Raw genomic sequence first — 17,036 nt, 5'->3', positions numbered from 1 at the left:
TTGTGTTATCTAACTTTTGTATGCCTAGTATACATTAATTTCATTTGTATGTCAAGCATACAATTTATCAAATAATATATATGATGAAAACCACTTATAGAGTTTTGTTACTATAATGATAAAAAACATCCTCCGGTGATAACTATTCAGAGGATGTTCTTAGAATTTATATATTGCTTCGGCTCTCCTTAATCACAACAAGAGCTAAGAATTATATTGCGTAGTCTTCTGGTTAAAGGAGTTGTTCCGGCATTTGTTTTCTGTATCATGAATAAATAGCTTAATTTGTCTTTCGGGCAATTACTAAAGTAAGGCCCCAGCCAGCCATCCCATCCATACTCACCTGCACTCACAAGCGTTCCTGCTTTTGTGGTATCTGTCATTATACGCATAAGATTTCCATAACTGTACCCTAAGTTCTGCCATAGGTCAAAGTTCTTTTGCTGAAGCATATTTAACGTACCTGTCGTTAAGTATTCAACCGTTTTAGGCCGTAATAGCTGGAAGTTGTCATAGGTTCCTCTTTGTATCAGCATGGTTGCAAATCGAATATAGTCATCTACCGTTGATACCAATCCGGCTCCACCGGATTCAAAAGCAGGCTCCCTATCCATGCGGTTATTTATACCCAGATGATTCCCATAATAAGGTATTAAACCTGCCTTTTTATCTTCTTCATAGGTTACAGCCAGACGATCTTGTTTGTCCGGTGTTACCCAAAAACCAGTATCCTTCATTCCTAAAGGTAAAAATAATTCATCACGCAAAAATTCTCCATAACGCTTTTTGCTTACAACCTCCACCACTGCTCCCAATACGTCAGCAGAGGTTCCGTACTGCCAGCTGGCACCTGGTTGAAAGGAGAGTGTACATTTCCCAAGACGATTCATTATTTCAACCGTTTCAAGCGGCTTTTCCCCCAGAAGCTTTTCATTTATCTCAAGAAATAAGGCCTCGGTTTCTTTTCCTGCTCTATCATTTCCTCCATATACTAAACCTGCGGTCATAAATAGCAAATCCCTTATAGTAGCTTCCCGCTCCACTGCCACCAGTTTGCCGTCCTGTTCAACTTTCTGATTCTGAAAACCCTCCAGATATTTACTTACTGGGTCATACAAATCTATTTTGCCTCGTTCCATTAATATCATTACTGCTGCTGCCGTAACCGGTTTACTCATGGAATACAGACGAAAAATTGTGTCTCTCTTTATTGGTTTACCTGTATTAAGGTCCGCATACCCCTCTTCATGGTAAAAGACTTCTTTACCCTCTTTATAAATTAATAAATTTGCTCCTGCAATGAACTTTTGATCAACTCCCTCTTTGATTGCCTCTTTTATTTGACTTATTCCCGATTCACTTAACATAAAAACCTCTCCTTATTTTAATATAATAATCGGATTCGGGTGTCAAAAGCACAAATTATTATATAGAACCAGTAATTCGCACATTCGTTCTCTTGCTTGTGCCAATTACTGCTCTATTTTTTTATGAAGACTTTTGACACCCTCATCATAAATAGGTGATTGCAAAACGATAGGTCTAGAGGTTGGAAGTAGGCAAAAACACCAAATTAAAGGTGGCCTGCCACCGCATCGGAACCTGTTTTAGGTGTTTTTTGACTGGTTCTGACACATAAGATAACGGTTTCGCAATTGACTATCATAATAAAGCTTATTAATTTTAGGAAATATATTTGTATATGTATTATTTGTCAAATAAATTATACCATAACATTTTAAAAAGGCAATGGTTTTACCCATTGCCTTTCTTAGAGTGTTTATATCTGTACCTTGTGCAGAATCCTACAAAGTACTATAAGTCACACACCTCTATTTTTTGAATCAACACAACCATCCCCTTTCGTTTCTTATTGACCGGTCATATGTATTATCTCATAGTATAGACCTGATTCCTAGGGACAGTTTGATTATAACTATTTTTTCCGATATACAATCTTACGAATGGTATCCTCACCCAAGTGAAATTTGTCCGATAATTCAGGAATCGATTCCCCTTTCTCAAATAAATCAAGAATCCCCTTATTTCTCTTATCGATTAGCTGCCTGGCTCCACTAATATAGCCCCAGCCCGCCTTATCTCCTTTTTTAGGTATATATACCAGACATCCTTCCACATATTCCTGAATTTCTTGTAACAGGCGGTCTGGCAATACATCTGCACCTTTCTTGTAATTCAAACGGCTTTCCCTCCAAAATTAAAATATACGCTTTTTCCATACAATCAAAGCTTGTCATGTAAGCCACCTCCTTTAGAATTTATATATTCGTAAGTATACCATATTTTCCCCAATATTACCAGTCATAAAGCAACTTTTTAATATTGAGTTTTCACTGGGTTACGCCATGTATATAGGTATAAACCGGTGTGTCTAATGCACCGCCTCCCGGGTTATAGGTAAAGAAATACTCTATAACATCTCCTTGTTTTAGTTGATTTAACGGATATTTATAATTTCTGTTACCCGAACTATTCATAGCCACATTCATCTGGATACCATTATTTAACCTGTAATGTAAATCAGCAAATTCCGCCCCATTCACATAAAACTCCAAATTATTTCCTATCTTTTTTAATCCTCGTACAGAATCCCCAATTACAATTACAGAAGACCCACCTTCCTTTACTGTAATCTGGCACTGGGCAGTTTTACTCCCATCTTCTGCTGTAACTGTAACGACTGTAGTTCCCTTAGATACTCCAGTCACCTTTCCGGTCTGGTCAACAGCAGCTATGCTATTGTTGGCAACTGTCCAGTTAACTGCTTTATTTGAAGCATTTACAGGAAAAACAGATGCATTAAGTTGTAAACTTTCTGAAACATTTACTTCCGCCATGGTCTGGTTTAAGGTTACTCCGGTAACAGGAATGCTACCGGGATTACCAGAGCCTCCTTCTTTATATACCCGAACATAATCTACCTGCATCGTTGCCGGAATGTCGCCCGGTGAAGGTACTACTCCTCCATCGAACCACCCCCCAACCGCTAAATTCATGATAATATAAAACTCCTGGTCAAAGGGTGCCAGTGGATTGCCCGGAGCAGCATTTGAAAACCATTGTTCACTGGTAGCCTTAAAGAAACACTTGCCATCTACATACCATTTAATAATATCTTCTTCCCATACCAGACTGTACACATGATACTCGGAATCAATGGTCTGCCCCTCAGGAAATAGATAATCACCACCCAAATATGTGTTAGCTGGCCATTGACCTCCATAATGTATGGCACCACTGCTGGCCCCCGGTACTCTTCCTCTTGCCTCCATGACATCAATTTCTCCAGAAGCTGCCCAGGTACCATATACATTATCATTTGGCAGAAGCCATAATGCTGGCCACAAACCATTTCCTCTTGGAAGCTTTGCCCTGAAATCGATTCGTCCGTACCGGAACGTGAATTTATCTTTGGTCGTTATTTTTCCGGAGGAGTAGGGAGCATAACGGTTCGGATTCTGAGGAAACGATTTAGGTTCTTCAAGAGCCGTTATATGTAAGCTGCCATTTCTAACATAAACATTCCGCTCACTGTTTGTATAATGTTCTAATTCATTATTTCCCCAGCCCCAAGTGTTAGGGTCATCATTTAGATAATAACCAATGTCATAATTCCATGCATTGGCGTTAAGCGAAGTACCGTTGAATTCATCGCTCCAAATCAGATTCATTCCTTTGATATGACTGTTTTCAGATGTTCCAAGCTCTATGTCCTCCATATCCGAACTATCCGGTCTTGGAGCATTGGGATTACCGATAAAAGTATACGTTATATAGTTATTACCTATTGCCCCTCCCTTTTGCCCGTTAAGAGGATAACCAATCCGAAGTACCATGTCCGTTTGTATGGGCTGAAACCAAAGACCATAGATATGATCTACCCAATACCCCCATTGATTTGCAGCGGAGCGTTGGTTATAACCGTTTCCGGAATATTGAAAACTGCTTTTACTGGTATCGCTTAAATCCACCCAGGCTTCATTCACCTGAATCTCATACACAAAATTCCCAAGTTCTGATTTCACCGCTGCATTTCCATCAATCTTTGGCAAAGGAACGCCAATAGCACCATTATCCCCTGCCTTATAGTTTGTACCATCATAAGAAGTTAGAACGTAAGAATTTCTAACCGGTTCATTGTAGGTAATTGTATAAATTAAAGCGGCACCTGAGGTCTTAGACTGTAGCTTTACATGAATCGATTCGCCCACAGTAAACCAATATCCTCCACCGCCGTCTGTAAACTGACCAAAGTTATAATCATATATCCAACCACTTGCGGCATTGTTATCAATATCTATCCATTCACTATTGTTAACAGGTTTTACATATACTTTTATGTCCTCTGCTACAGCAGAATAGGGTATGGAGGTATCCCCATTAAATACCGGGTAAGTAAACCCTGCACCACCTGTAACTCCTGCTGTTATCTGCGGTCCCTGTGTAGCTGTCATGGATGTTATGGTTGTTTTATGAATGTTTGTGAATTCCAGCGTATAATCCAGAGTAACCCCTCTTGACTTAGAAGCTAGTTGGATATAAGTAGTTTGGGATACGGTAAACCAATATCCATAAAAACCACTGTCACTCCAATGACCCCAATTCTTGTTATAGGTAAAAATACCACTGCTGTCAATGTCCATCCAATTGCCGTTTATTTTAACCCTTACTGTTAGATCGGAGGCTACTTCCTCCCAGGTAGCATTCCCTCCATTAAATACTGGCATTACAAATCCAAAGCTTGCTTTATCCACCCCTGAATTAGCAATTATTGGGCCATCTGCTGGTGAAAAATGTGACATGGACGTTATAGCTGTTGCTGCCTGTGCAGTCATTGTTCTTCCCGCTGAAGGCGACAGCAATACTGCTATCAGCATAGAAAAAACAATTCCTATCACCATTAATCTGCGCCAGACTCCTGTTTGAAAGCACTTTTCCTTCTCCTTTGAATGCTTCATAAATTCCCTCCTTAATTATAGTTTACTTCTGGTAGCTTCTGTCATTCCTTGGCTGTACTTTCATTTTACTGGGATAATTATCCATAAAAAAGGAGTCTAATTTTTATATCGGTATCATTATTTTATTATTTTATTTTTTACTGATTCAACTAAGGTGTATGGAAGCTTCTTGTTCCGGGCAGGAGTTTTTACTACGGGAGCTTTTCTTGTATAGGTTGTTATACAATCACTCATTACTTGAACTCTTTTGAAAGGATATATGTACGATTTTATAACATATTGTAGCAGATTCATAAGAGAATGGTGATTATTTCCATCAAACAACAAGCTATCGGAAGGACACTCTAAAAAACTGTAGTGTTCCTTCCGATAGCTTGTTGTTCCTATTGGATTTATGCTTGAAAATATTTCTCAACTATTTTGTCTGCCGTACGGGTTGCCATTGCCTGATTGGTCAGAGTGGGATTAGGGCCTCCAAGAGAATTATAGAGTACACTGTTGTCCGCTATATATAAACCCTTAACCTGTAATGCCTCACAATTGGTATCTGTTACCAACCCAATTCGCATAGTACTCATGATATGTATCATAATAACCGAAGGCCAATTAGCACGAACCACATGTTTTGCTCCCGCAGCACGTAATATTTCAGCAGCAATAACTGCTAATCTTTCTCTCCTCTCTATATCACTGGCACTCGGTTTATAATGAATCACAGGAATATATCCGTTCTCATCCTTCACTTCCATATCAAGGCTTATTCCATTTTCCTGATTGACATCATCATCCACAAAGAGTGCTACACTCATGGTTCTCGGATATTCTCTCATAAATTCTTTTAATTTTTCGCCAGCAACCATCCCTTCCATATCCCAAAGGGCATCCGGTCCCGGCGGGTTAAAGTTTTGATACCCCTTATCACTGGTAGCATAAAGCATGGATGCATATAACCCTGGACTAGTTCCAAAGGTTTGTATAACCCCCAAACCCGGATAATCAAATCTTGCTGCTGCATTTTGACCCACAAAGGGTTTCACATCTGATACCCCTATATTTTCCATAAGGGTTTCTTCCTCAAATATACCAGACAGGCAATCAAAATAATGATTCACCATTCCTTTTCCAACCCAAGGATTTTCAGGCAATCCCGAATTGAGCCATAATCTTGGTGTTTCGACACTTCCAGCCGACATGACAACAACCTTAGCTCTTAATTCTCCGGTTTCTCCGTTCCAGGTATCCCGGTATAAAACTCCCACTGCATGAATACCTTCAGCTTCACCCTCTTCTGTCAGCACTTTCGTAACAAAAGTATTCGGTCTTACTGTAACATTGCCAGTACGAAGTGCTTTTGGTATATAGCTTGCAAAGGTAGAACGCTTGGCTACTGTATCAATTGTTGGTCCTATATGACATCCATTGATGCAATGTCCCCTTAGAGTACACCCTGCAGAACGGTTTGTCTGTATGTCAAAAGAAGGCTCATTTAACAATGGGTTAACCGGAAAAATAGCATTTGGCTGTGGTCGATATCCCGGTGTTGTAATATCTTTGCCCTCAAGTAATGTCCAGCCTTTCTTTTTTGCTCCATAATAAAATAGTTCCTCTTTTGCCGTGGTAGCTGCGGGAGTGACAGGAAGCTCCCTTTCTACTTTTTCGTAATATGGTACCAGCTCACTATAGGAAATAGGCCATACATTATCCACTACCTGTGGAAAGGCTCTTGGAGAATTTCCAAAGTAATGAAGAGTGCTGCCTCCTACTCCTGAATTTTGCCAGGATAGTCCCTCACCATTGTAGCTTCTTGGCCAAATTCCCACATTTCGGTTTGCAGGACCCCAACGTAATTTTCCTGTTATAAAATCATTCATATCATTTTCTAAATCTGTAAAATTCTGTTTTAGCACCTCAATACTCAAATCCTCATAATTTGAGCTGCTGACAGCCCCCTTGTCTCCATTTGGGTCAGGCCATTTTGTATTACCATACCATGGTCCGGCTTCTAAAACTAAAACCTTTATACCTTTTTCTCCTAATTCCTTGGCTGCAACAGCTCCGCCACCACCGGCACCAATTACAATAACATCTGCGTCAAAACTCATACTGAAACCCTGTACCTTTCAAATATTTTATTACGACACCGGCTGTTCCCGCAGTGCCCTATAACCCAGTGAAGGCCCTGGATAGCCTATCTGTTCCCAGCTTACAGGATAGAATTCCAATACCCTGTCATTAGGGGGTGCAAGCCTTGTGGCTCCATAACCGTACCATTCGGTATAATAGCCCATCATAGTATATTTACTTAATGCCCCTATCAGTGTTAATACAAAGTCGGGCTGGTAACGAAACAAATAGGGCAAATCCGTAAGATATATTGTAAACTGTTTTAGCAGCATTATGGCTCGAAGGCGATCCATGGGGGAAAGTGCAGAAAAGGTTCCTCCTCTCTTGAATTTTGAATCCTTTAACAGTTTTCTGTAACCTTGTAAAATTACGAATTGCCTTGCTGCAATATTTAACATCTCGGCTGTCTGTTCTGCTAGTGAAATGTCTCCTCCAAAGTTTAACGTATATATGATGTACTCATAGGTAAGAAGATCCAAAGCCCCGAATAGTTGTACATCTCCATATTCCCTAGCCAAACCCGGTGTTCTTGGAAGTATTGCATCTACATAAGCCATAAAAGTTTCAACTGTATACGGATAGGGCAACCTTTTTTCTCCGTCGTTTTCAGAATCTCCTGTTCTATGATAGGACCTTTGCATGGTTCACCGCCTCATGAATTCTACTATATTAATGAATATGTCATACAGGCTATGATTATTACAGCTAGCCGGAATAAAGATACTCGTAGAAAAAATTGCTGTAGTATTAAGGCCTAAACAACCGTTATTTAGGTCTTAGGAACTACAGCAATTTATTATTTGATGTATTTATTAAAGCTCACTTTTTAGACTTCCGCCATTGGTTTTTATTACCTGCTGATACCAATCAAAACTTTTTTTCTTATAGCGTGCAAGACTTCCGGTTCCGTCCTCATTTCTATCAACATAAATAAAACCATAACGTTTCTTCATCTGTGCCGTAGACGCACTAACTAAATCAATACATCCCCAGGCAGCATATCCCATTACATCTACTCCATCTTCAATGGCATTCTCTACTTCTGACAGATGGTCTCTTAAATATGTAATTCGGTAGTCATCCAAAACGGTGAAAGTTAAATCTGGCAGCTGCATTAATTCGTCAATGGCACCCAGCCCATTTTCCGCCACAAACAGCGGTTTTTGATACCTGTCATAGAAATAATTAAGCGTATACCTTAATCCGGCTGGATCAATCTGCCATCCCCACTCACTTTCTTTTAGATAAGGGTTTCTGACACCGGAGGTTAAATTCCCCTTTCCTTTTTCATAAATTGAAGTGTCTGCTGCGGTGCATTTGCTCATGTAGTAGCTAAAGGATATAAAGTCGACCGTGTTACGAAGAACCTCTTCGTCCCCCGGCTCCATAACCACATGAACACCTTCCTTTTCCCAAAGCTTTTTAATATATAAAGGATAATATCCTCTTGCCTGTACGTCTGCAAAAAACATACAATCTCTATCCCGTTCCATCATTGCAATCATATCTTGTGGATGTGGTGTCATAGGATAATTTAGGGCGCCAAGCACCATACATCCCATCTTTGCATCCGGTATAATTTCGTGAAGAAATTTAACTGCCATGGCACTGGCAACAAACTCATGATGGGCAGTCTGGTAAATATCCTGTGCTCTTAATTTTTCCTTTGGTGTAAATATTCCTGCTCCCATAAGCGGAAAATGGCGGACAGCATTGATTTCATTAAAGGTTATCCAGTACTTCACCTTATTTTTATATCTATGAAATACCGTTTCACAATATCTGATAAAGAAATCAATCACCTTGCGGTTCAAAAACCCGTCATACTGCTTCGCCAGATACAATGGTGTTTCATAATGTGAAAGGGTTACTAAAGGTTCAATCCCATAAGAAAGGCAAGTATCGAATACCTTGTCATAAAAGATAAGTCCAGCTTCATTGGGTACTTCCTCATCTCCCTTGGGAAAGATACGACTCCAGGCGATTGACAATCTTAACACCTTAAAACCCATTTCCGCAAAAAGTTTAATATCTTCCCTGTAACGGTGATAAAAATCTATACCTATCAGCTTTAAATTATCTGGTGTTGGTTCTTCTGTAACTGGTCCCACCACTCCTTTTGGCATTACGTCTTGGATGGACAATCCTTTTCCGTCTTCAAGATATGCACCTTCACATTGATTAGCTGCAATAGCACCCCCCCATAAAAAACCCGTTGGAAAACTCATAGTAGCAACTTCCTTTCAAGAATTAGTTCATTTAGATACTATACCGATGATATTTTTAAGAGTTAAGGTATAATGGTTAAAAATACCTCCTCTTTTGTTACCGCAGACTTGTCGGTACCAAGTATATCAAGATAGTCATCCGAATTACTTACAATAATAGGTGTTGTGGTGTCATAACCGGCACTTTTAATTCCATCTATATCAAATTCAAGCAGTAATTGTCCTTTTTTTACCTTATCTCCCTGATTTACTTTCACATTAAAATATTTACCGCCTAATTCCACCGTATCTATTCCTACATGAATTAGTAGTTCCATGCCTTCTTCACTGGTAAGTCCTATCGCATGCTTTGTATCAAAAATAGTGGTTACTATTGCATTTAAAGGCGCATAAACCTTCCCTTCTGCGGGAAGAATTGCCATGCCTTTTCCAAGTACTCCCTGAGAAAAACCTTCGTCTTTTACTTCTGATAAAGCAACGGGCTTTCCGGTAATGGGAGCTCCAGCAACAATCTTTTGTTTCATAAGGGGCTGTACTTCTTGATTAGAAGCCTCCGGTACTGCCACCGGATCCTTAAACCCAAGTATCAGAGTTGCGATTGCTGTTACAACCATAGAAATTGCAATGGTAATACATGCATTAACAAGGTTCATAATGCTGTCACCCCCGATGTATACCGGTAATGCTAAAAGTCCTGCCGTTGTTGAGGAAAAAGTATGAATTCCTGTTATACCTGCATAAAGACCTGCACAGCCACCACCAATCATGGCTGCATAAAGAGGCTTTTTATATTTTAAGGTAACACCATATAATGCAGGCTCGGTAATACCCATTAAACCGGTAAAACCAGCAGAAAGACCCAATTGTTTTAATTCTTTATTTTTAGATTTTAAACCGACTACAATGGAAGCTGTACCCTGTGCAATATTAGAGGACAACATACCCGGTCCTAAGATGGTGCCGTAACCTAAGGTCGCATACTGAATTGACTGAATCGGAGCGAAGCAATAATGCATGCCGGTCATAATGAAAAAAGGTGTAAATGTACCCATAAGGAAAGGAATTACCCATCCTGCATAGTCATTTAAAAGGTTAAATCCAATCGCTAAAATCTGACCAATCATATTTCCTAAAGGTCCTGCAATAAACAATCCCACAAGTCCTGTTATAATAATAGTAACCAGTGGTGCCAAGAATACTTTAACTGCGTTTGGTGAAAATTTATTTGCTATTGGTTCAATCTTTGATTGTACCCAGACAATCAACAGAATCGGAATAACGCTTCCACCGTAGGAAATCGCTAAAATCGGAAGAAAACCAAGGATAGTAAAATATTTCAAAGTTAAGGTATTACCATTAAATATATTTACTATGAATTCTTGAGCTTCTATCCCTGTAAAGCTAGTATGCAGTAAGACTCCTGCTAAAACTACTGCAATATATGGTGAGCATTTAAAACGTTTTGCTGCTGAGATTGCAAGGATAAACGGCATGAAGGAAAAGATAGCATCAGCAAATGCAAAAAATACTTTGTACGTATTGGTATCATTTGTGATTACACCCAGGGCAACACATAAGGCTAAGAGTGCTTTAATCATACCAGAACCGGCCAAGGCAGGAATAATCGGTGTAAAAATAGCCGTTAGCGTTCCAAAGAAAGTGTTAATAATCCCTGTTTTTTCACCTTCTTCGGCTGATGAAGCACTGTCATCAAAATTACCTAACTTTTTAATTTCTTCACAAACATTTCCTACATCAGTTCCAATGATTATCTGAAATTGCCCATTCTTTGTAACAGCTCCCTGAACCCCCTTAAGGTTCTTAATCAAATCTACATTGGCTTTCTTTGTGTCTTTTAATTGAAAGCGCAGTCGTGTCATGCAATTGGTAACACTGATAACATTTCCCTGTCCGCCTACATATTTTAGAATATCTGCGGCTAATTGACTATAATTCATAAAAATCCTCCTTTTTATTATGTGCTACTATGATTACAGCTTTATATAAAAAAACCCGAAAGCGGATTACAGAATCAGACTGCTGTCCTTTTCTGTGATTGCTTTCGAGTCTTGCTGAACTAAATCATAACAAACCCTTTGGTTTATCCTATTCTATTAACTACTACTACATAGCATTTACTACTCTGGCAATATGCACCGTTAGGTATAAACGCTCATCCGAACTGATGGAGTACCCAAATTTTTCTTCTAAAAAATCTGTTATCTCAAGAACACATTCATACTCCCTGCTGTGCTTTTTAATTACAAGATTCAATAAATCATCATCACCGTCGGGGTAATTTGTACGGGTAATAATTCTTTGGGCAAAAAACTTTAGATGCGTTATATAACGGTAATAATTCAAGGATTCTTCATTATACTCTACCTTAAAAAAGTTTTTAACAATGTTTGAAATCTCCTGCATAATTTTTGTTATTTCAATTGCCGTATCTTTTGTCTCTCCTATTTCTGCATTGACAAAATGCAAAGCAATATATGCAGCTTCATCTGTCGGCAAGATAACTCCTGTCTTCTCTTTTATTACCCGCAAGGCAGCTTCCCCAATGGCATATTCATCTTTATAAAACCGTTTAATATCATGCAGTAAAGGATTTCTAATAAGCATACCCTTCTTTGCATTCTCCAAAGCATTGGCTATATGATCCGGTAATGATATATAGATAGTATCTGCCAGTTTCTTACCATAATTAATCTTAGCTTCTTCAATAACTTGCTGAGAATATAGAATGCAATCCATGGAAATATTATTAACCAGCTCCATAAATTGATTCGCTATCTTACCATCCGTAGGTGCGAATTTCTTTTCAATTTTTGCTTCGTCAACCACATCTCCCCTTACTTTGTTAAATCCTAACCCCGCCCCTAATAGAACAAACTCTTGCTGATTTTCATCCTTAGCTACGATTGAATTGTTATTTAGAATGCGAACTATTTTCATCTCTACGTACCCTTTACCCATCAGTTTTAACGTATTTATTAAAATAAAAAAAGACAAGAATTACACCATTTGATGTAAGTCTTGCCTGATTAAACAGTAACAAACTTTGTATCTGCTGTAATTATAAACAAATTGAATTATATTTACCATTGACAATTCCTATAAATTTTACAAGTGTTTTTTGTGCATATTTTCTATACAAACGTAAAAAAATAATTTTACTTTACACTAACGTCCACACATGCGACTTCGCTCGCATGCCTAAATTCAACGTGTAAAGGTGCTTTCACTTTACACTAGTCTCCGTAACATAGCGGAAGCCTCGATACATGGCATCTCTATCACCAGAAGCCGGTAAGAATATATCAGGTTCACTTTGTTCTTTCGGAACCGGATAATCATGTCCCATTGTTGGTATTATTCCCTGAGGGTAAGTGAAAACATTGAAAGGATCATATTTAGCCTTCACTTTTATTAAGCTCTCCATATGACTTCCATAATACGCCTCAAGGTAATCGATTAGGCCTCTATACGGAAAATTAACATAGGATCCGGTCGTGTACTGTGCTAACACCGGATAGCGTCTCCTAACCCATTCTTCGTTTTCTGCTGCATACTCTCTTTCCTCCCATACCGTTTCCAACCATGTTATATATTGGGCTTTGCGGTAAAAGAAAGCTGTTTCGTCCTTTCTCACAGCAGCTACTTTTCCTCCCAGAGCATATAAAGAAAGACCTGTAAATACAGAACCACTCGGCCGCTTACGGATCAAACCGACAACCTGCCCTATCTCTGGCTGTAAAAAATCTCTGGTTACAAACCTGCTGACCGAAGCAAATTTTTCATAAGGCGGGTATACACTTCCTATTATGGTTACTGCCTCTAAAAAAGTACTATAACTGAACGCATAGACTGCATGTTTCAATACTAAAAATTTTGCCATAATATCTTTGGCCTCTTCTGTACCTCCATAGAAAATACCCCGTACCAGCATAGCCAAGCCATCATGTTTAGAATTATAGATACGTGCAATTAGAGTAACTCTGTAATCCGCGCATTTTAGCCAATCCTGCCAAACACGTAAAAATTCTTCTTGCTCAGCAGCATCTACATGCAGGTAATCAATTTCAATTAACGTAACTTTTTCAATTCGTTTTGGAAGCCGGAATCTCATCGAAACGGCTACTCCAAAATTGCCTCCTCCTGCACCACGCAGTGCCCAGAATAAATCTGTATTACACCTCTTGTTCGTTGTAATGATGTCTCCTTCATAGTTTACAAGCTCTACTTCCTCTAAACTGTCACAACCAAGTCCTAAATACCGGCAGGAAAGCCCCCAACCTCCTCCTAATGCAAAACCACTCACTCCTACTGTCGGACAAGTGCCACCTGGAAAAGGATATCCCTTAGAAGCTGCAACTTCATAAACCAGTTTGTTGGTCACTCCTGTTTCTATATAAAGTTGTTTGGTATCCTCTACAATTTCAATCCCTTTCATTTCACTGATATCTATTACCAGGAGATAATCTCCATTGGAATAACCTTCGTAGTTATGTCCACCGCTTCTAATACGTATTGGTATACTATGTTTTCTTGCCCATACCACTGCATTAGAAACATCTTTTTTATTCCGACAGTATACGATGACAAGGGGATATTTTTGTATAGCCCGGTTAAATCCCTGCCTTTTCAATGTATATAAGGGGTCAAAGGGAAGTACAACCCGCCCGGTAAGACCCCATAAAAAGTCCTTCATAAATATATCCATTCCCTTTCTGATGCCTGCTAGCTTTGAACTGCCAACACAAATTTGCATGAAGTAAAACTACTATTAATATATGAATATTGACGAAATTTGTTATATTTTATATTTTAATTTTAATGCAAAAAGTATTGACCCTGACAACGTGTCATAGTGTAAGATAAAACTAGTTAGTAAAGTGACTTATGTGAAGTTAAAACTATTGGGGACTTATGGCAGAACTTTATTTAACCAAACCCGAATATATAAAAATTACGGATAAAAAATATGGAAAAGGCGCATCTAAATTCATAGGAGAAGCTCTCAAGTTTTATAGTGAAAATAATAGCTCAAACAAGCACACACACTAGCCCGTTTAATATTTTGGAACCTTAATCTTTTCTTTAATAATAAAGTACCATGATATAAAGAGAGGAGAATCAACCAACACACAATAAAAGACAATGTGCAGCCAAACTATTTAGGCTGCACATTAAAAAGATACCAGAAATTGCAGAAACAAATCATAGAAAGACAACATTTTAGAGAAGATAACATCTTATATGTAGTAATACTGAAACTACCTCAACTGCCTCTTAAGAAGTAAAAATCTATATAAATTATTATTACTTACCAATTTACAACAAAACCTTGTCTGAAAACTTGCTGTTTATTTTACATAATGACAAATATCTAAAATAACCTGACCTTCTTCATCCTTCTCTGTGAATCTTGGGCAAACATAACGTTCAAAAAACCACCATGCCCCCTCCTCATCCTGCATTAATTCCAATCCGTCCTGTTTTAATTTATCGGCACATTTTTCTTCATTACAGTATAATTCATGTTCAGGTCCATGCAGCCAGCAAGCTCCTATCTTGGCTTCGGGTATGTCAATAAAATTATAGCCACTTGGTATTTGTGCATTTTCCGGTAAAAACATACCAATCCAATACTGAAAAGGTTCTCCGTCTTTATATCTCATCATTCCAATATACGCTTCTGCATCCTCATAACTGCTTTTAAATTCCTCATTAATAAGTGCTTCTAACGCCTCAAACCGATTACTTTGAAACCATTCTCCCCATTGCTCTCCAAAGCCTCCGTTCACTCTGTCTTCATCTCCGTACTGAATACCAGCAAACCGCACATTCGGTATGGTCTGAACATATGAATTTACAATTCGAATCATGTTATCCTCCTCTAAGGTATTCCTTTATCCTATTTTATAGAGTTTGTTACACCACCATCTAGACAAGTTAATTATAGAACATATGTTCTATAATGTCAAGGATTTATTTCCATATTTACTTATTTTTTTCCTTTTTAGTTTCCATTGTTATCCCTATATATCTCTTCCGGTAATTCAACGGCGTTGTATTTGTCTGCTTCTTAAAAGCTCTGTTAAAATTACGCAGGCTTTCAAAACCGCATTCTAAAGCAATACTGGCAACAGATAGTGTCGTATCCCTTAGAAGATTTTGGGCCATGTTAATTCTCAAGCTGTTTATATAATGATTAAAGCGATATCCTATCTTACCGTTAAAAATCCGCGAAATATAGTAGGGGCTATACCCAAGTCTTCTTGCTGTCTCTGTTAAGGTAATATTTTCTTTATAATGTTCCGCTATATAAGATAACACGATTTGGATGGTAGTATCATACAACATACTGCCTTCTTTAAAATTTAAATAAGAATCCAGCTTTCCAAAAATAGCGTGCAGCAAGCCCTGTATAACCATCTCACCTCTGTTTTGTTCATACTCCTCTCGTAGCATCAATAACATAGCCTCAATAGCAGGGTCATATTCCTGGTTTTTCAGAAAAGGATTTGTAACCGATTTACCGGAACGTGCATTAAAATAACTGCTAATAAGTTTTACTGAAACAATAACTATCAGGACCTTTGACTTTACATCTGTCTGAAAGCTGTGAACATCATTTGGAAAGGCTACTCCAATGTCACCTTTTGTCAAAGTTTCTTTTCTTTCATTAATCCTTGTGGTTATAGTACCATCCAATACAAAAATCACTTCTGCCTGAGATTGAAAATGAGGCGGAAAAGAAAGATTGTTCGTTGTGTAGACATTTATACTGCCCTTCATTTCTTCCTTGCGTATTTCATAAAACGGATACATGCCACTGCCTCCTCCCTCAGGGTTCTTATGTTTCATTATAAATTCTACCGCAAGATATGTCTATATTTTGCAAAGATATTGCGAGATATTTTTTATAAATAACAGTACTATTAGATGAAAGGATAGAAACAGACTAAATGCATAGGAGGTCACTTATGGCAAAGAAAGCTTTAATCGTTTATGGTGGTTGGAATGGGCATCAACCGGCAGAGGTATCTGCTGTCTTTAAAGACATACTTGAAACAGAAGGTTTCGCAGTTGAGGTATCAGACAGTCTTGACAGTTTCACAGACGAGGATAAATTAATGAATTTAGACCTGATAATTCCCGTCTGGACTATGGGTGAAATTAATGAAAACCAATTAAAGCCCGTACTAAAGGCAGTAGAGGCCGGTGTGGGAGTGGCAGGTTGCCACGGGGGTATGGGCGATGCCTTCCGTAATTGCGTAGAATGGCAATTTATGACCGGTTCCCAATGGGTTGCCCATCCTGGTAATGACGGTGTGGAATATGAGGTAAATATGGTAAAAACAAGCTCCAGCCCCATAATAAAAGGCATAGCTGATTTTAAGGTAACCACTGAGCAATATTATATCCACGTGGATCCGGCAGTTAATGTTCTGGCTACTACAACCTTTCCTGTTGTAGAAGGCCCCCATTCTGCCAATGGAATGACTGTTATGCCAGTGGTATATACAAAATATTGGGGCAAAGGTAAGGTTTTTTACACTTCCTTAGGACATCATGCAGATATTTTTGACACTCCAGAAGTTAGAGAAATAACCAAAAGAGGATTTTTATGGGCTGCCAGATAAACTATAAAGTACTATTTAACAGCCGTACAGTTCGTGAAAAAAATTAATAAATG

13 protein-coding genes are annotated in these 17,036 nt (G+C 38.5%); 2 read left to right on the top strand and 11 right to left on the bottom strand.

Annotation, left to right across the window (positions count from 1 at the left end; all coding sequences use genetic code 11):
* Positions 1–188 precede the first annotated feature (188 nt).
* The 9 genes from acsn021_RS09380 to acsn021_RS09340 all read right to left on the bottom strand — a co-directional run bounded on the left by acsn021_RS09380 (position 189) and on the right by acsn021_RS09340 (position 14,045).
* Complete coding sequence (locus acsn021_RS09380; RefSeq protein ID WP_184091126.1) at positions 189–1,367, bottom strand: serine hydrolase domain-containing protein; 1,179 nt, start codon at positions 1,365–1,367, stop codon at positions 189–191.
* Between the two features lie 569 nt (positions 1,368–1,936).
* Entirely contained in the window at positions 1,937–2,200 is a 264-nt protein-coding gene (locus tag acsn021_RS09375) for a CD3324 family protein (RefSeq protein ID WP_184091128.1), read from the bottom strand.
* A 151-nt stretch (positions 2,201–2,351) separates the two neighbouring features.
* Complete coding sequence (locus acsn021_RS09370; protein WP_243167786.1) at positions 2,352–4,979, bottom strand: family 16 glycosylhydrolase; 2,628 nt, start codon at positions 4,977–4,979, stop codon at positions 2,352–2,354.
* A 392-nt stretch (positions 4,980–5,371) separates the two neighbouring features.
* Positions 5,372–7,081 carry a GMC family oxidoreductase N-terminal domain-containing protein gene (locus acsn021_RS09365; RefSeq protein WP_184091130.1) on the bottom strand — a complete coding sequence of 570 codons (1,710 nt, stop codon included), beginning with the start codon at positions 7,079–7,081 and terminating at the stop codon, positions 5,372–5,374.
* A 30-nt stretch (positions 7,082–7,111) separates the two neighbouring features.
* Positions 7,112–7,744: a hypothetical protein gene (locus tag acsn021_RS09360; RefSeq protein ID WP_184091132.1), complete on the bottom strand. Its 633-nt coding sequence runs from the start codon at positions 7,742–7,744 to the stop codon at positions 7,112–7,114.
* A gap of 171 nt (positions 7,745–7,915) precedes the next feature.
* Positions 7,916–9,331 carry a glycoside hydrolase family 1 protein gene (locus acsn021_RS09355; RefSeq protein WP_184091134.1) on the bottom strand — a complete coding sequence of 472 codons (1,416 nt, stop codon included), beginning with the start codon at positions 9,329–9,331 and terminating at the stop codon, positions 7,916–7,918.
* Positions 9,332–9,393: 62 nt separating this feature from the next.
* Complete coding sequence (locus tag acsn021_RS09350) at positions 9,394–11,289, bottom strand: beta-glucoside-specific PTS transporter subunit IIABC (RefSeq protein WP_184091136.1); 1,896 nt, start codon at positions 11,287–11,289, stop codon at positions 9,394–9,396.
* A gap of 166 nt (positions 11,290–11,455) precedes the next feature.
* Entirely contained in the window at positions 11,456–12,289 is an 834-nt protein-coding gene (gene licT / locus acsn021_RS09345; protein ID WP_184091138.1) for a BglG family transcription antiterminator LicT, read from the bottom strand.
* A 286-nt stretch (positions 12,290–12,575) separates the two neighbouring features.
* Positions 12,576–14,045 carry an FAD-binding oxidoreductase gene (locus tag acsn021_RS09340; protein WP_184091140.1) on the bottom strand — a complete coding sequence of 490 codons (1,470 nt, stop codon included), beginning with the start codon at positions 14,043–14,045 and terminating at the stop codon, positions 12,576–12,578.
* A gap of 218 nt (positions 14,046–14,263) precedes the next feature.
* Here acsn021_RS09340 and acsn021_RS09335 point away from each other — a divergent pair, with 218 nt between their 5' ends.
* Positions 14,264–14,401: a hypothetical protein gene (locus tag acsn021_RS09335; protein ID WP_330601729.1), complete on the top strand. Its 138-nt coding sequence runs from the start codon at positions 14,264–14,266 to the stop codon at positions 14,399–14,401.
* A 299-nt stretch (positions 14,402–14,700) separates the two neighbouring features.
* On the opposite strand, the gene acsn021_RS09330 is transcribed toward acsn021_RS09335, so the two are convergent.
* Positions 14,701–15,222 carry a hypothetical protein gene (locus tag acsn021_RS09330; RefSeq protein WP_184091142.1) on the bottom strand — a complete coding sequence of 174 codons (522 nt, stop codon included), beginning with the start codon at positions 15,220–15,222 and terminating at the stop codon, positions 14,701–14,703.
* Between the two features lie 115 nt (positions 15,223–15,337).
* Positions 15,338–16,168, bottom strand: coding sequence for an AraC family transcriptional regulator (locus acsn021_RS09325; RefSeq protein ID WP_184091144.1), 831 nt, complete (start codon positions 16,166–16,168; stop codon positions 15,338–15,340).
* 155 nt (positions 16,169–16,323) lie between these two features.
* On the opposite strand from acsn021_RS09325, the gene acsn021_RS09320 reads away from it, so the two are divergent.
* Positions 16,324–16,983 (top strand): ThuA domain-containing protein, encoded by a 660-nt coding sequence (locus acsn021_RS09320; RefSeq protein WP_184091146.1) that lies wholly within the window; start codon positions 16,324–16,326, stop codon positions 16,981–16,983.
* Positions 16,984–17,036: the final 53 nt, after the last annotated feature.

The organism is Anaerocolumna cellulosilytica (assembly GCF_014218335.1).
In the GTDB taxonomy this organism is placed as follows: Bacteria; Bacillota; Clostridia; order Lachnospirales; family Lachnospiraceae; genus Anaerocolumna; species Anaerocolumna cellulosilytica.
Note: the sequence above shows the minus strand (reverse complement) of the source record. Positions and strands in the feature narration are given on the sequence as shown.

Excerpts from the sequence above, each read along its gene's own strand:
- acsn021_RS09380 (WP_184091126.1), bottom strand. The coding sequence starts at position 1,367 with ATGTTAAGTGAATCGGGAATAAGTCAAATAAAAGAGGCAATCAAAGAG.
- acsn021_RS09370 (WP_243167786.1), bottom strand. The coding sequence starts at position 4,979 with ATGAAGCATTCAAAGGAGAAGGAAAAGTGCTTTCAAACAGGAGTCTGG.
- acsn021_RS09365 (WP_184091130.1), bottom strand. The coding sequence starts at position 7,081 with ATGAGTTTTGACGCAGATGTTATTGTAATTGGTGCCGGTGGTGGCGGA.
- acsn021_RS09360 (WP_184091132.1), bottom strand. The coding sequence starts at position 7,744 with ATGCAAAGGTCCTATCATAGAACAGGAGATTCTGAAAACGACGGAGAA.
- acsn021_RS09355 (WP_184091134.1), bottom strand. The coding sequence starts at position 9,331 with ATGAGTTTTCCAACGGGTTTTTTATGGGGGGGTGCTATTGCAGCTAAT.
- acsn021_RS09350 (WP_184091136.1), bottom strand. The coding sequence starts at position 11,289 with ATGAATTATAGTCAATTAGCCGCAGATATTCTAAAATATGTAGGCGGA.
- licT (WP_184091138.1), bottom strand. The coding sequence starts at position 12,289 with ATGAAAATAGTTCGCATTCTAAATAACAATTCAATCGTAGCTAAGGAT.
- acsn021_RS09340 (WP_184091140.1), bottom strand. The coding sequence starts at position 14,045 with ATGAAGGACTTTTTATGGGGTCTTACCGGGCGGGTTGTACTTCCCTTT.
- acsn021_RS09335 (WP_330601729.1), top strand. The coding sequence starts at position 14,264 with ATGGCAGAACTTTATTTAACCAAACCCGAATATATAAAAATTACGGAT.
- acsn021_RS09330 (WP_184091142.1), bottom strand. The coding sequence starts at position 15,222 with ATGATTCGAATTGTAAATTCATATGTTCAGACCATACCGAATGTGCGG.
- acsn021_RS09325 (WP_184091144.1), bottom strand. The coding sequence starts at position 16,168 with ATGTATCCGTTTTATGAAATACGCAAGGAAGAAATGAAGGGCAGTATA.
- acsn021_RS09320 (WP_184091146.1), top strand. The coding sequence starts at position 16,324 with ATGGCAAAGAAAGCTTTAATCGTTTATGGTGGTTGGAATGGGCATCAA.